The organism is Sphingobium sp. FW306-1B-F04DB (genome assembly GCF_058781925.1).
The window spans coordinates 1-13,314 of sequence record NZ_JBYSXE010000005.1; the positions used below are offsets into that span (position 1 = coordinate 1).

General features: G+C 63.5%; 10 protein-coding genes and 1 pseudogene. 3 read left to right on the top strand and 8 right to left on the bottom strand.

Annotated elements, in window-relative coordinates:
* Window positions 1-571: 571 nt before the first annotated feature.
* Window positions 572-894 (top strand): annotated as a pseudogene (locus AC3WJD_RS04300) (transposase); the annotation flags it as partial.
* A gap of 736 nt (window positions 895-1,630) precedes the next feature.
* Here AC3WJD_RS04300 and AC3WJD_RS04305 read toward each other — a convergent pair.
* From AC3WJD_RS04305 to AC3WJD_RS04315, 3 genes are read right to left on the bottom strand one after another with little or no spacing between them, the layout of a single operon-like run.
* Window positions 1,631-2,587, bottom strand: coding sequence for an NAD-dependent epimerase/dehydratase family protein (locus AC3WJD_RS04305; protein WP_492744850.1), 957 nt, complete (start codon window positions 2,585-2,587; stop codon window positions 1,631-1,633).
* 49 nt (window positions 2,588-2,636) lie between these two features.
* A complete protein-coding gene (locus AC3WJD_RS04310) occupies window positions 2,637-3,092 on the bottom strand; it encodes a carboxymuconolactone decarboxylase family protein (protein ID WP_492744852.1) in 456 nt (151 codons plus the stop codon).
* A gap of 19 nt (window positions 3,093-3,111) precedes the next feature.
* Window positions 3,112-3,543 carry a cupin domain-containing protein gene (locus AC3WJD_RS04315; protein WP_492744854.1) on the bottom strand — a complete coding sequence of 144 codons (432 nt, stop codon included), beginning with the start codon at window positions 3,541-3,543 and terminating at the stop codon, window positions 3,112-3,114.
* Between the two features lie 89 nt (window positions 3,544-3,632).
* Here AC3WJD_RS04315 and pdxR point away from each other — a divergent pair, with 89 nt between their 5' ends.
* Window positions 3,633-5,045: a MocR-like pyridoxine biosynthesis transcription factor PdxR gene (pdxR, locus tag AC3WJD_RS04320; RefSeq protein WP_492744856.1), complete on the top strand. Its 1,413-nt coding sequence runs from the start codon at window positions 3,633-3,635 to the stop codon at window positions 5,043-5,045.
* A 358-nt stretch (window positions 5,046-5,403) separates the two neighbouring features.
* Here pdxR and AC3WJD_RS04325 read toward each other — a convergent pair whose 3' ends face one another.
* The 4 genes from AC3WJD_RS04325 to recF all read right to left on the bottom strand — a co-directional run bounded on the left by AC3WJD_RS04325 (window position 5,404) and on the right by recF (window position 11,534).
* Window positions 5,404-6,474: a cyclase family protein gene (locus AC3WJD_RS04325; RefSeq protein ID WP_492744858.1), complete on the bottom strand. Its 1,071-nt coding sequence runs from the start codon at window positions 6,472-6,474 to the stop codon at window positions 5,404-5,406.
* A gap of 103 nt (window positions 6,475-6,577) precedes the next feature.
* Window positions 6,578-7,471, bottom strand: coding sequence for a LysR family transcriptional regulator (locus AC3WJD_RS04330; RefSeq protein WP_492744859.1), 894 nt, complete (start codon window positions 7,469-7,471; stop codon window positions 6,578-6,580).
* Window positions 7,472-7,894: 423 nt separating this feature from the next.
* Window positions 7,895-10,396, bottom strand: coding sequence for a DNA topoisomerase (ATP-hydrolyzing) subunit B (gene gyrB / locus AC3WJD_RS04335; protein ID WP_492744861.1), 2,502 nt, complete (start codon window positions 10,394-10,396; stop codon window positions 7,895-7,897).
* Window positions 10,397-10,466: 70 nt separating this feature from the next.
* Entirely contained in the window at window positions 10,467-11,534 is a 1,068-nt protein-coding gene (recF, locus tag AC3WJD_RS04340; protein ID WP_492744862.1) for a DNA replication/repair protein RecF, read from the bottom strand.
* A 243-nt stretch (window positions 11,535-11,777) separates the two neighbouring features.
* On the opposite strand from recF, the gene AC3WJD_RS04345 reads away from it, so the two are divergent.
* Complete coding sequence (locus AC3WJD_RS04345; protein ID WP_492744863.1) at window positions 11,778-12,167, top strand: hypothetical protein; 390 nt, start codon at window positions 11,778-11,780, stop codon at window positions 12,165-12,167.
* Between the two features lies 1 nt (window position 12,168).
* On the opposite strand, the gene dnaN is transcribed toward AC3WJD_RS04345, so the two are convergent.
* Complete coding sequence (gene dnaN, locus AC3WJD_RS04350; protein ID WP_492744865.1) at window positions 12,169-13,281, bottom strand: DNA polymerase III subunit beta; 1,113 nt, start codon at window positions 13,279-13,281, stop codon at window positions 12,169-12,171.
* Window positions 13,282-13,314 lie beyond the last annotated feature (33 nt).

The following is a 13,314-nucleotide window of genomic DNA, read 5'->3' on the forward strand; positions in this document are numbered from 1 at the left end:
TGCCAACGATCGTGGCGGCGCTGCTCTAGCCCTATGCCTCGACGCGCTTGACCGACGACATGCGATTAGACAACCGGTCATAGGTTCATCAAGTTTCGGCGCTACCGGCTATGGGGTGGGAAGCTGACATTGGGCTCGCGAGGTTTCAAGGTCCCTGCTCGGCGAATGTATCAATGGTCAAAGCGGTACCCATTCGCCACGCTTGGTCAACCTCCGTGAACCGAACTGATCGCGCGCGAGGATTAGCCATCCATTGACTATGCATTTTGGGGAAGATCGACCACGAATCCGACAATTGATTGAATTCCGCTTTTGCGACGGGGCCACCGTCCACCAGGGTAAGTGCGCGCCTGCTTGTCGGATCGACCGAACTCTGGCGCCACGACAATATGCCGGGGGGACTGGCGGGGACAGTGCTCACCGTGCCCGATCCTTTCCCGCAGGTGTTCCCCGTCAGCACCAATGGCCCAGATTTGAGGTTGTGATTTAAGGAGGATTTGGGTCTCGTCGTAGTGACGAAGGAACGAAGGTCAGACCCAAATCCTCGAACGCCAAAAAGCCAGCGGAGCAGGTGGTGAAGGACATCCGGCGGGCGACCCGGCGGCATTTCTCGGCGGAAGACAAGATCCGGATCGTGCTGGAAGGCCTGCGCGGCGACGACAGCATCGCCGAGCTGTGCCGCAAGGAAGGCATCGCCCAGAGCCTGTATTACACCTGGTCGAAGGAGTTCATGGATTGAGCCACACGCCCATGATCCGGGCGATCATGGGAATGGCGAAAGGCAAGCGCCGCCTGGCAGGCGATACCGCCCGTGCTGCCACCACCGACGAGGTGAAGGATCTGCGTCGTGAGGCCGGCGCCCTGAAGGAATGCGTCGCCGACCTGACGCTTGAAACAGAGTGGTAAGAAGCCCAGTGAGGCGTGCCGGGGCCGGGTGCCGTTCGATGCCGACAAGTCGCGGGCTCGAAGCCAGCTCGACGGTACGAGCACCTTGTGACGTGAACTCCGTTTTTCCTCCATTTGGAGCTAGCGTCCGGCCCGTCGGCGGGCGGACGACTGAAGCGGAAGCAGTTTTCGGAAGTGCAGATCATCGGCATACTGAAGGAGGCCGAGGCGGGCGTGGTGTTTGACGGAGCTGCGCCGGGAACACGGCATTGTGCGTCGTCGGGACATTTGCCGCCCAGCGGACACGCTGTGACAGCATCCGCCGCCATCTCGGCCGTTCGAGGCAACGATCGAGCCGCCTGATACCTGCCTTTCGTTCATCCTGCCGGTGGCGGCAGGTTAGCGCCCAGTTGTCGTCGTGCAGTGACCAACTCCGCATTCCCGGAAACTGCCTTCCGTTCAGGCGGAAACGTGCTTGGCAAGATACGACCGAGAGTCATGGAATGTGGAAGCGCGATGCGGGTCGCCTCGGAAGCCGTTCGCGCCAACAACGGACATTGGTTGTGTCCGTGAAGTGATCCATTGCGCGACGCCTGATTTCGGCTGCATTCGAGGCCCGCTTGCATCGTCCCCGTACCACCCTCCACGGTCTTGCGCGGAGTGCGGACGGTCAGCTTGCAATGCCGTGGCGAACGGCCGCGTTCTCAGCCCTCTTCTCGACACCTGTCCGACAGCTTACGGCCCGTCAGCCATCCTTCCGAATTGCTGCTGATGACGCGGGCCCAACGGCCGCGCCGTTTTTCCAGAGTAGCGGGCGTGGCGCGAAGTCGAGCATCGCCTTGGCGCGGGCGTTGGAGGCACCGGTCAGCTTCGTGTGGTAATAGACCGCTTCGTCGCTCGCGACCTTCAGCGCCTCTTCGACGCTGATGCGAGGCGGCTCCGGCGCATCGACCCAGCGGGCGAAGGCCGGCAGCCACTCCGAAACGGGCAGCGGATCGTCGTCCACGACATTGTATGTCCCCGGTTCTGCTGTCAGCGCGGCCACCGTCGCGGCAACCGCATCGTCGATATGGACGAAGGACCAGACGGCGTTGCCGGCGCCGATGATTACGGATTCGCGCTTGCGCACCTGTTCCGCGATGGCGCCGTCCGGACGGTACCATGTGCCGGGCCCGTAGAAGAAGCCGTAGCGCAGGACGACGCCGTCGAGCGTCGGCGACGCCAGCACGTCGTCCTCATATTTGCCGATCGCGCGCGTGCTCTCGCCGATCTCGCCGGGCGCGTCATAGCGAAGCCTGGCGGTCTCGTCGGCGAGCTGCCCGGCGGGCGCATCGAGATAGAAGCCGCGCGACTGCAGCACGTAGCGCTTGACGCCCAGCTCCTGGGCCGCAGCGAGCAGATTGCCGCCACCTTCGCGGTGAAGCCGGGTATCGTCGGGCATGGACCTGATGATGTCGGCGGGATTGGCGGGAAGCCAGGTCAGCTGGTCGATCACCACGTCCGGCGCCGCTGCCTCGATCGCATCGCGCACCGCCTTCGGGTCGAAGGCATTGGCGGTGGAGGCCATGGCCCCGAGCTCGACGAGGCGATCCACCCCGGGGCCGGTGCGCGTCATGCCCGTCACTCGATGACCGAGCGCGCAAAGCGCGCGCACGAGCGGAAGGCCCACCGCACCGGTGGCGCCAGCAACAAATATCTTCATGACGAAAATTCCTTGGTTTGCTTGCGCACCGGCGCAAGGGATTGGCGTGTTACTTTTCGAGTACAGCCTGTGGCGTGTTCCTGAAGCTGATCGCCATCCGGTTGAAGCTGTTCATCAGGCTGATCGCGATCGTGAGATCGACGAGTTCCTTTTCCTCGAAGACGTTGCGCGCGGCCGCGAAGGCTTCATCGGGCACGCCGGTCTCGGCCACGCGCGTCACCGTTTCGGCCCAGGCGAGAGCGACACGCTCGCGCTCACTGAAGAGATCGCCAGCCTCGGCCCAGGCCTGGACCAGCGCGAGCTTTTCGATCTTCACACCCTTTTTGACGAGATCGCGGGTGTGCATGTCGAGGCAATAGGCGCAATTGTTGATCTGCGAGATGCGCAGATAGACAAGCTCAACCAGTTCGGCGGGAAGGCCGCTCTGCAGGACATAGCCATAGACGCCGCCAAGGGCTTTTGCGCCGTTAGGGGCGATCTGGTTGTAGTCGAGACGTTTGGTCACGGTTCTTTTCCTTCAGGCTTTACTTGACCGGGGTGGTCAGTTCCTTGTCGTCGGTATCGACGACGAACACTGCGAGTAGCCGGGCGGGTTCGGTCTTGCTCACATTGCGGCTGATGGGATGGCTGGCGTTGGGCGGTTCGTGCCAGCTCTCGCCCGCTTTGTAGACGCGCGTCTCGCCGTCGTTGACCTTCGACTCGATTTCTCCGGAGACGACATAGGCGTAGATGAACGCCGATTTCGCGTGGGTATGCGGAACCGAGGTGCCGCCCGGCGGATAGTCGACGATCAGGGCAATGAGCGATTTTCCGGGAATGTTGGGTATCGCCTGGTCGAAGTTCGGCGTCACCGTTTCGTCGCCCTGATGGACTTCGTCACCATGGGCAAAGACGGGCGCAGCCGTGCCAAGGGCAAGGGCGGCACATGCCGCGGCGATGAGGGATCGTATCTTCATGGGTATTCTCCTTTCGCCCCGGAAGATGCCTCTTTCGTAGGTCAAAAAAAAGCACCAAGAACGCATAAGAATCATGTACTACAGCCTGCATGACTAGGTCGTTCCAGCTGAACCTAGACCGTTCGACGAAGACGCCGCTCGCTGAACAGATCCGAAAGGGCATCAGCGCCGCCATCGAGAGCGGCGTGCTTGCGCCAGGTGCGCGCCTGCCGTCCTGGCAGGATCTTGCCGTGCAGCTGGGCGTCGCGCGCGGCACCGTGCGCACGGCCTATGAAAAGCTGTCCGCGGCGCAGCTCATCGTGGCATCGCGGACGGCCGGCACGCGCGTCGCGGAGCGTCCCCGCGCGGTCGTACGATCCGAGCCTCCGCCCGATCCCGGCTCGTTCATGGAGACCTATCAGGAGATGACGCAGGGCCCCGCCATCTTCCAGATGGGGGTCCCTGCGATCGAGACATTTCCGGCGACGCTGCTCGCGCGAATCCGCGCGCATGCCGTTCGCGCCGAGGCGAGCGCCGCTCCCATCTATCCGGACCCTCGCGGCGAACTTGAGCTGCGGCGGGAAATCGCCGGCTATCTTGCCATCGCCCGCGGCATCGAATGCGCGCCCTCGCAGATCATGATCACCGCGGGATATGGCGGCGGCCTCGGCCTGGCACTCCGGGTGCTTGGCCTTGAGGGACAGAAAGCGTGGATGGAGGATCCCGGCTTCCCGTTCGCCAGGCGGGGCCTGGAACTCGCAAGATTGTCGCTTACGCCGATACCCGTCGACGCCAGCGGCATCGACATCGATCATGGCCTGCGCCACTGCCCCGATGCGAAGCTGGCAGTCGTGACCCCGGGACAACAGGCGCCGCTCGGGTTTACGCTATCGCTGGAGCGCCGTCTGCGACTGCTCGACTGGGCCTCGGAGCAAGGCGCGTGGGTGATCGAGGACGACTATCTGAGCGAACTGCAGCTGACGGGGCGGGCCGCGCCGGCACTCGCCTCGCTCGATCGCGACGGTCGCGTCATCCATATCGGCTCGTTCAGCAAGACGATCAGCCCCACCTTGCGGCTCGGATTCCTCGTCGCGCCCGTTTCGCTCCTGTCGCGTTTCGCGGAGGTTGCGGCGTGCCTCGCGCCACCGCCCGGACCGTCGGTGCAGCTGGCGACCGCTGCGTTCATGCGTGAAGGCCATTATATGCGCCATCTTCGGCGCACCAAGCGCGCCTATTCCGCCCGGCGCGACGCCTTGCTCGATTGCCTTCGGCCGCACATCGCCGCTGCCGGCATCTCCGTAGCGGGGTTGGCGGTGCTGCTGCACCTGCCCGACGGCACGCCGGACGTCTCCATCGCCAGGGAAGCGTTGGCGTTTGGGATGGCACCGGCGCCATTGTCACCTTGGTACGCCGCGCCGGATTTCAATCAATCAGGGCTGTTGCTGGGCATAGCCACCGTTCCTGGCAAGCATCTCGCGAGATCCTGTGATCGGCTTTGCGGGATCATCGAGCGCTTCACCTAAAGGGCTCGCAGTGGGTAGCGAACGTTAGTAGCGGCGGCGCACTAATGACAGCTAGCGCCTTAAATTCGGCCATACGCTTAGCACAGTCACGACTGAATAGCGGACAGTCGTTCACAGGTCCGACTGGAGGCACGTCGCGCCGGCGATCGGTGACTTCAGTCTCAACGGACCAAATCCCTACCCGCCGCAACGCGATGACCGCAGTCGCACTCATTGCCTGAGCAGACCGAGAGTAATCCGCGCAAGGCGTGCGATTGCGCGCGATGCCGTGGCCGCAACGGCCATGTAGCCCACCGCGGGATTGCTGCGCGTGATCATAAGCGCCTCCTTTGTTTCCGTGATAATTCAGCTATTTGTGTTACTTGAGCGGCATGGCCACCGGACGCAGAGGCGCTGCATCGCCGCCACGGAGTTTCAACGGGCCGCCAATAAACGCGAACTCGTATACCTTGTCCTTTGACAGCTCATCGAGCGCGATCAATTCTATGATCGGAGCGCCCTGCTCCGCCAGCAGATAGGTGTGGAGCGGCACATAGTCGTTGGGCACTTCCGAAGGAAAGGCTTCGAAGCTCAGATTGTCCGCGCCTAGCACCATCGCGCCACGTTCCTCGACGAGGTAGCGTGCCGCATCCAGCCCCATGCCGGGGAAGTTTGCGATATAGGCTTGCGGGTCGTTGAACAGTTTCATCCGGCCGGTGCGGATCAGGACGACGTCGCCTTTCTGCACGGTGGATTTCTGGCGTGCCAGCGCGTCCTTGATGTCCTGACGGGTGATCCGATACCCGGCCGGCAGCATGTCGACGCCCTTGGCTGCCGCGACATCGATCAGGACGCCGCGGGCGACAATTGGCGGGAATTTTTCGATGCCGGCGCGCTTCCAGCCGCGATCGCCCAGATGCTCGTCGGCCTTAAAACCGTTCCAGATCTTGCCGTGAATGCCGAAATGGTTGAGCGCGTCGATGTGGGTGCCGGTGTGGGTGTACATCGAAAATGCCGCCCCCGTGTAGCTGCGGGCGGCATTCATTTCCTCGCCGACGCCCATCGGGTCATCGACCTCGGTGCCGCGCGGCGTATGCGTCATCCCGAACTGGTAATGCGGATCGCCCGCATCCTGCCAGCTTGGCATGCCGATATAATATTCCGTCGCCAGGTCATAGACCTTGCCCCCCCTGATGCGTGACAGGATGGCGGCGCGTGATTCCGGCGTCATCAGGTTGAGGCGGCCGATTTCATCGGCCGGGCCCCATGGGCTGGTGCCGACTTCCTGACCGCTGGCGGCAACGGGCGCCTTTGCGGCACCCTGGGCATGGGCCATTTGTGCTGAAAGGCTGGCGCTGCCGAGCAATAGCAGGCCGACCACGCGAAGTGTACGCGAGAGTTTCATGTTGTCTTCCTTTGTGAAGTCGATCTGTTCGATGGACATCATCATAAGGACAGTGTGACGGGGAATAAGCCCGTCGTGGTACGAACAGTTTTCGCTGCCGGTCACGAATAGCGGTGGGCAGCAGCGAGATTGTACGGCCTTTCGGAGGCTAGCTGTAGTCATTCATGACGGAAGGCAGGCGACGCGCCAGAAAGTCCACGAAGGCCTTTACCTTGGGTTGAAGATGGCGGCTGGTCGGAAAGACCGCATAGACATGGCGCGGCTCATCCATGAAGGCGGGCAGGATACGCCGAAGCTCGCCGCGCTCGATCGCCGGATCTGCGAGGAAGGAAGGCAGTGCGCCAATTCCCAGTCCTGCGATGAGCAGGTCGCGCAGCAGCAGGCTGTTGCTGATCTGGCTTCGCTCGCTGACGGATGCCGCATTTTCGTGTGTGGGGACCATATCCTGCTTTTGTGCCAGGCTATAAGTGAGGATCTTGTGATGCCGCAGATCGTCCGGTGTTGCGGGTTCGCCATATTGTTCAAGATAGGAAGGGGCCGCACACAGGTACTGTTTGACCGTGGCAAGCCGTCTGGCGATCAGCGTGGAATCGTCCAGACTGGAACGCGACCGGATCGTCAGGTCAAAGCCATGCGCGACGGCGTCTATCAACCGGTCGTCCATCACCAGATCGAGCTGCAAATCCGGATATTCCCGCAGAAACTCGGCAAGAAGCGGCGAGAGAATGCTGAGGGTGAATGAGAGCGGCGCATTAAGCCTCAGCCTGCCCGTGACGCGCTGGGATTGCTGCCTGATCGCCTTTTCAAGCACGTCCAGATCATCGAGAATGCGGCAGCAATCCGCATAATAGGCGCGCCCGGTTTCCGTCAGGCTCATACTGCGGGTCGTGCGTTGCAACAGCACCGTGTCGAGATGGGCTTCCAGCGCGCGCAGCTGCTTGCTGAGGCCTGCCGGCGACAATCCCAGATCTTCGGCGGCCCTGGCCAGTCCGCCAAGCTCAACGATGCGCCGAAAGGCGCGCATGGCGCTGAAATTATCCATGACGAGCCCCTCCCTATGGAAAGACTTCCATACCGCTAATATTGGAGAACCTGGATCGTCACAACGGATTAGGTCTTGGACGGCGGCTTTTGCGACGGGTTGCTTCAGTAGCTGCTAGTCCGCTTTCGGCCCAATTCTGGCCGTTCCGAGTGCTCGTGAAGCGGCAGGTTGCTACCGCACTTTGAGCCTGTTCTTGCGTTCTTAAGCGTCGACCAATTGCCGCCGTTCCATCAGAGCACCCTTGCCCCACGCCGTCAAAAGCGCCGGACCCATCCGGTACCAGAATCGCATTCTTGTATCACTCCAATCGGACCGGATGCAGCGTCTCGCAATCATTCAGAGCGTCCAACTGCATACTTCCTTGAGACGCACTGCAAGCTTCCTTGAGAACACTGCAAGCAACATTGAAAAACAACAGTTCGACTAAACGTCAAGGTTGGCCACGCTCAGCGCGTTCTCCTGGATGAATTCGCGGCGCGGCTCGACGACGTCGCCCATCAAGCGCGTGAAGATCTCGTCGGCGACATCGGCCTGCGCGACCTCGACCTTGAGCAGCGAGCGGTTCTGCGGATCGAGCGTGGTTTCCCAGAGCTGCTCGGCATTCATCTCGCCAAGCCCCTTGTAGCGCTGGATCGACAGGCCCTTCCGGCCCGAGGCGAGGATCGCGTCGAGCAGTTCGGACGGGCGGCTGACGAGCGTGCCCTTGGCGTCGGCGACGGGTGCAGGGATGTCGTCCTCACCCTCTGCGGCTGCCACATCCTGCGCTGCCTGGGTTGCCTTTGCCGCGGCGATGAGACGCGAGACGCTGGCATAGGCATCGACCTGCTCGGCGGCGAGCGCATGAAGCTTGCGCGCCTCGGCGCTGCCGAGGAAGGCGGCCTCGATATGGTGATGGTCGGTGACGCCGCGCCACAGGCGGTTGAGATCATAGCCGCCACGGCTGAGGCTCGCCGTCCAGCGCGCTTCCTTGTCGGAGGCCTCGAGCCATTTGGCGACCTTGGTGATCGCCTCTTCGCGTTTCGCTTCCGGCAGGTCGGGCGCGAGCGCGCCGGCGAGCGCAAGCGCTTCGATGATCGCCGGATCGTAACGGCGTGGTACATAGCGCATCAGCGTGCGCATGCGCCGCGCATGCTCGACGAGCCCGCGCAGATCCTCGCCCGCGCGCGCGCCGCCCGCCGATTCGAGCACCATCGCGGAGAGCCCGGCATCGACCAGATAGTCGTCGAGCGCCGCGTCGTCCTTGACATAGACCTCGCTGCGACCGCGGCTGACCTTGTAGAGCGGCGGCTGCGCGATATAGAGATGCCCCGCCTCGATGATCTGCGGCATCTGCCGGTAGAAGAAGGTCAGCAGCAGCGTGCGGATATGGGCGCCGTCGACGTCGGCGTCGGTCATGATGACGATCTTGTGGTACCTGAGCTTATCCAGATTGAAGTCGTCGCGGCCAATGCCCGTGCCCATCGCCTGGATCAGCGTGCCGATTTCCTTCGACGAGAGCATGCGGTCGAAGCGCGCGCGCTCGACGTTGAGGATCTTGCCCTTCAAAGGCAGGATCGCCTGGATGTTGCGGTCGCGGCCCTGCTTGGCCGAGCCGCCTGCCGAATCGCCCTCGACAAGAAAGAGTTCGCACTTGCTGGGATCGCGTTCCTGGCAGTCGGCGAGCTTGCCGGGCAGCGAGGCGATATCCATCACGCCCTTGCGGCGCGTCAGTTCGCGCGCGCGCTTGGCGGCTTCGCGCGCTGCGGCGGCGTCGATGATCTTGGCGACGATCGATCGCGCATTGGCGGGATGTTCCTCGAGCCACTCGGCCATCTTGTCGGCGAGCAGGCTTTCGAGCGGCTGGCGCACCTCGGACGAGACGAGCTTGTCCTTGGTCTGCGAGCTGAACTTGGGATCGGGCAGCTTGACCGAGACGATCGCGGTCAGCCCCTCGCGCATGTCGTCGCCGGTGAGCGAGACCTTCTCCTTCTTCAACAGCCCCGACTTTTCGGCATAGTTGTTGAGCGTGCGCGTCAACGCCGCGCGGAACGCCGCCAGGTGCGTGCCACCGTCGCGCTGCGGGATGTTATTGGTGAAGCAGAGGACGTTTTCGTAATAGCTGTCGTTCCATTCGAGCGAGACATCGATACCGATGCCGTCACGCTCGCTCGAGATCGCGATCGGATCGGGGAAGAGCGGGGTCTTGGCCCGATCGAGATACTTAACGAAAGCCGCGATGCCGCCCTCGTAATAGAGCTCGTGCTCGACCTTGTCCTCGTGCCGCGCATCGGTGAGGATCAACCGCACGCCCGAATTGAGGAAGGCGAGCTCGCGATAGCGGTGCTCGAGCTTCTCGAAGTCGAATTCGGTGATCTTGAACGTCGCGGGGCTCGGGAAGAAGGTCACGCGCGTCCCCTTCTTGCCATTGGCCGGGCCGACGACCTTCAGGGGGGCAACCGCATCGCCGAATGCGAAGCGCATGTAATGCTCCTCGCCATCGCGCCAGATCGTGAGGTCGAGCCATTCCGAAAGCGCGTTGACCACCGACACGCCGACGCCGTGCAGGCCGCCCGAGACCTTGTAGGCGTTGTCGTCCGAGGTGTTCTCGAACTTTCCGCCCGCGTGAAGCTGGGTCATGATGACCTCGGCCGCCGAGACGCCTTCCTCGGGATGGATGCCCGTCGGGATGCCGCGGCCATTGTCCTCGACCGAGACCGAGCCGTCGGCGTTCAATTGGATCAGAATCCGGTCGCAATGCCCTGCCAGCGCTTCGTCGATCGCGTTGTCCGAGACCTCGAACACCATGTGGTGGAGGCCCGAACCGTCGTCGGTGTCGCCGATATACATGCCCGGCCGCTTGCGCACCGCGTCGAGGCCCTTGAGGACCTTGATCGAATCGGCGCCATATTCATTGGAATTGGGATTCTGTGCGGGTTCGTTGCTCATCATCGGTCCATAGCGAAGGGCTTGGCAAAACCCAAGCAAAAGCGGCGTTCCAGTGGCATGGAGACTGCAGCTATATAATGCGCCCGTCGGCAATTTTGAAGCGGCTGGAACTGCCCGGGATCGCATCGAAAAGCGCGTCCTCGGTGCCCGTCATCCAGACCTGGCCGCCCGCCGCGGAAAGCCTGTCGAACAGCGCCGCACGCCGCAACGGATCAAGATGCGCCGCCACCTCGTCGAGCAACAGGATCGGGCGCGCACCCGTCCGCTCCGCAACCAGATCGGCATGTGCCAGCACGATTCCGAGCAGCAGCGCCTTCTGCTCACCCGTCGAGCAGCGTTCGGCTGCCTGCGCCTTGCCGAGATGCGTTACCTGCAGGTCGCTGCGGTGGGGGCCGGCAAGCGCGCGCCCGGCGGCGGCATCGCGCGCGCGACCCTGCGCGAGTTCGGCGATGAAATCGGACGGATCACCCGCCGCCCAGCCGTCAAGCGCCAGCCCGGCACGCGCGAAGGCGCTTTCGGGCGCGTCGGCAAGCCTTTCCGAGAGCGCTGCGACGGTCCCGATGCGCGCCTCGGCAACCGCGATTCCATGCTCGGTCATCTGGGCTTCGAGCGCGGCTAACCAGTCTGCATCAGGCCGCCCCCCTGCGCCGAGCAGCTTCGTGCGCGCGCGCATCGCGGCTTCGTAGCGCGTAGTGTGGACCGCGTGCCCAGCGTGGAGAGCGAGCACCAGCCGGTCGAGAAAACGTCTTCGCCCGCTCGCGCCCTCGATGAACAGCCGGTCCATCGACGGGGTGAGCCAGAGGATGGAGATCCACTCGGAAAGCGCGGTCGAGGCAGCCTGCACGCCGTTGATCCGCACCTGGCGCCGCTCGGGCGTCTGTTCCGTCGTGCCGGTGCCAAGATCGACATCGCCCAATCGCGCCGCGACCGCAAAGCCGCCCGGTCCTCCATCGCGCGCCATCTCGGAAAGCGCCGCGCGCCTCAGCCCGCGCCCTGGCGTCAGCAGCGAGATCGCTTCGAGGATATTGGTCTTTCCTGCGCCATTTTCGCCCGTGAGCACGACGAAATCCGGCCCCGGCACGAGCAGCGCATCGGCATAGGAGCGGAAGTTGGTGAGCGAGAGACGGGCGAGCGGCACGCGCGCCTTCTAGGGCAAGTCGTCGCGCGGCTCAAATGCCCGGGTGCGGCCCCGCAAATCGTTGCGATTCTAAGTACAACTGTGGCACAGTTGGCCACCAGAACGAAAGGATGAGCCACCATGCCATGTCCTTCTCGACGCTTTGCTTTCATTTTCGCCCTGAGTGCGGGCCTCGCGGTTCCGGCGCTTGCCGCCGACCCGCAGGGCCACCCTAAGACAGCGGGCGACGAAGCCAAATCGGTCGTGAGCGCGCCGCTTGAGGACACCAATATCCAGAAAAAGAAGATTCCCCCGGTGCTCGAGAGGATCGGCAACAGCCCCTATGCGCGCACGAACACGCAAAGCTGCCAAGCGATTGCGAGCGCGGTTGCCGAACTCGACGGCGTGCTGGGGCCCGATTTTGACGAGCCACGACCGCCGGGACAATCGGCGGACGCCAAGGCGGTCAACACCGCGGGTCAGGTGGCACTTGGCTTCATTCCCGGCCGAGGGCTGATCCGCGAGGTTTCGGGGGCGAACAAGGCCGAACAGCGCTACAATCAGGCGATTTCCGCGGGGTTGGCGCGGCGTGGCTTCCTCAAAGGGGTAGGCGCGCAGCGCGGCTGCAAGGCCCCGGCCGCGCCGCGGAGCTAGATCAGACCCGCATCGGCATCAGCACGTAGAGCGCCGGTGCCTTGTCGTTCTCGCGGATCAGCGTCGGTGCGGCGGCGTCGGCGAGGTGGACCTCGACCGCATCGCCTTCGATCTGGCCAAGAATGTCGAGCAGATAGCGCGCGTTGAAGCCGATCTCGAAGCCTTCCGAGGCATATTCGCCGGGCACTTCCTCGGCCGCGGTGCCGTTTTCGGGGCTGGTGACCGAAAGCGTGATCTTGTCGCGCTCGAGCGCCATCTTGACCGCGCGCGTCTTTTCGGTGGCGATCGTCGCGACGCGATCGACGCCCTCCTCGAAGCTCCGCGGGTCGATCTTGAGCATCTTGTCGTTGCCCGTCGGAATCACGCGGCTGTAGTCAGGGAAGGTGCCGTCGATCAGCTTGGAGGTGAGCACCGCGGTGCCCAGCCCGAAGCGGATCTTGGTCGGCGAGAGCGACACCTCGACCGAGCCGTCGACCTCGTCGAGCAGCTTGCGCAGTTCGGCGACACATTTGCGCGGCACGATCACGTCGGGCATCCCCTCCGCGCCATCGGGACGCGGCACGGTGACGCGCGCAAGACGGTGGCCGTCGGTTGCGGCCGCCTTGAGCACGGGCTGCGTCTCGTCCGAGACGTGCAGGAAGATGCCATTCAGGTAATAGCGCGTTTCTTCGGTCGAGATCGCGAAGCGCGTCTTGTCGATGATCTGCCTGAGCGTCTGGGCGGGCAGCTCGAAGCGCGTCGGCAACTCGCCCTCGGCGATCACCGGGAAGTCGTCACGCGGCAGCGTCGCGAGGTTGAAGCGCGCGCGGCCTGCATTGATCTGCATCTTGCCCTCGGACGCTGCAAGCTCGACCTGGCTGCCCTCAGGCAGCTTGCGCGCGATATCGAACAGCGTGTGCGCCGAAACCGTCGTCGCGCCCGCCTGGTCGACCGCGGCGGCTACGCTCTCGACGATCTGGAGGTCGAGGTCGGTTGCCATCAGCCGGATCGCGCCGTCCGCGCTTGCCTCCAGCAGCACGTTGGAGAGGATGGGGATGGTGTTGCGCCGCTCAACCACCGATTGCACGTGGCTGAGGCTCTTCAAGAGCGTTGCGCGTTCGATCGTCGCCTTCATGTCCTAACCCCCGGGGACTCTTGGATCTGGTTG

Coding starts and splice junctions, on each gene's coding strand:
- gyrB (WP_492744861.1), bottom strand. CDS start 10,396: ATGAGCAACGAACCCGCACAGAATCCCAATTCCAATGAATATGGCGCC.
- pdxR (WP_492744856.1), top strand. CDS start 3,633: ATGACTAGGTCGTTCCAGCTGAACCTAGACCGTTCGACGAAGACGCCG.
- AC3WJD_RS04305 (WP_492744850.1), bottom strand. CDS start 2,587: ATGAAGATATTTGTTGCTGGCGCCACCGGTGCGGTGGGCCTTCCGCTC.
- dnaN (WP_492744865.1), bottom strand. CDS start 13,281: ATGAAGGCGACGATCGAACGCGCAACGCTCTTGAAGAGCCTCAGCCAC.
- AC3WJD_RS04325 (WP_492744858.1), bottom strand. CDS start 6,474: ATGATGATGTCCATCGAACAGATCGACTTCACAAAGGAAGACAACATG.
- AC3WJD_RS04315 (WP_492744854.1), bottom strand. CDS start 3,543: ATGAAGATACGATCCCTCATCGCCGCGGCATGTGCCGCCCTTGCCCTT.
- AC3WJD_RS04330 (WP_492744859.1), bottom strand. CDS start 7,471: ATGGATAATTTCAGCGCCATGCGCGCCTTTCGGCGCATCGTTGAGCTT.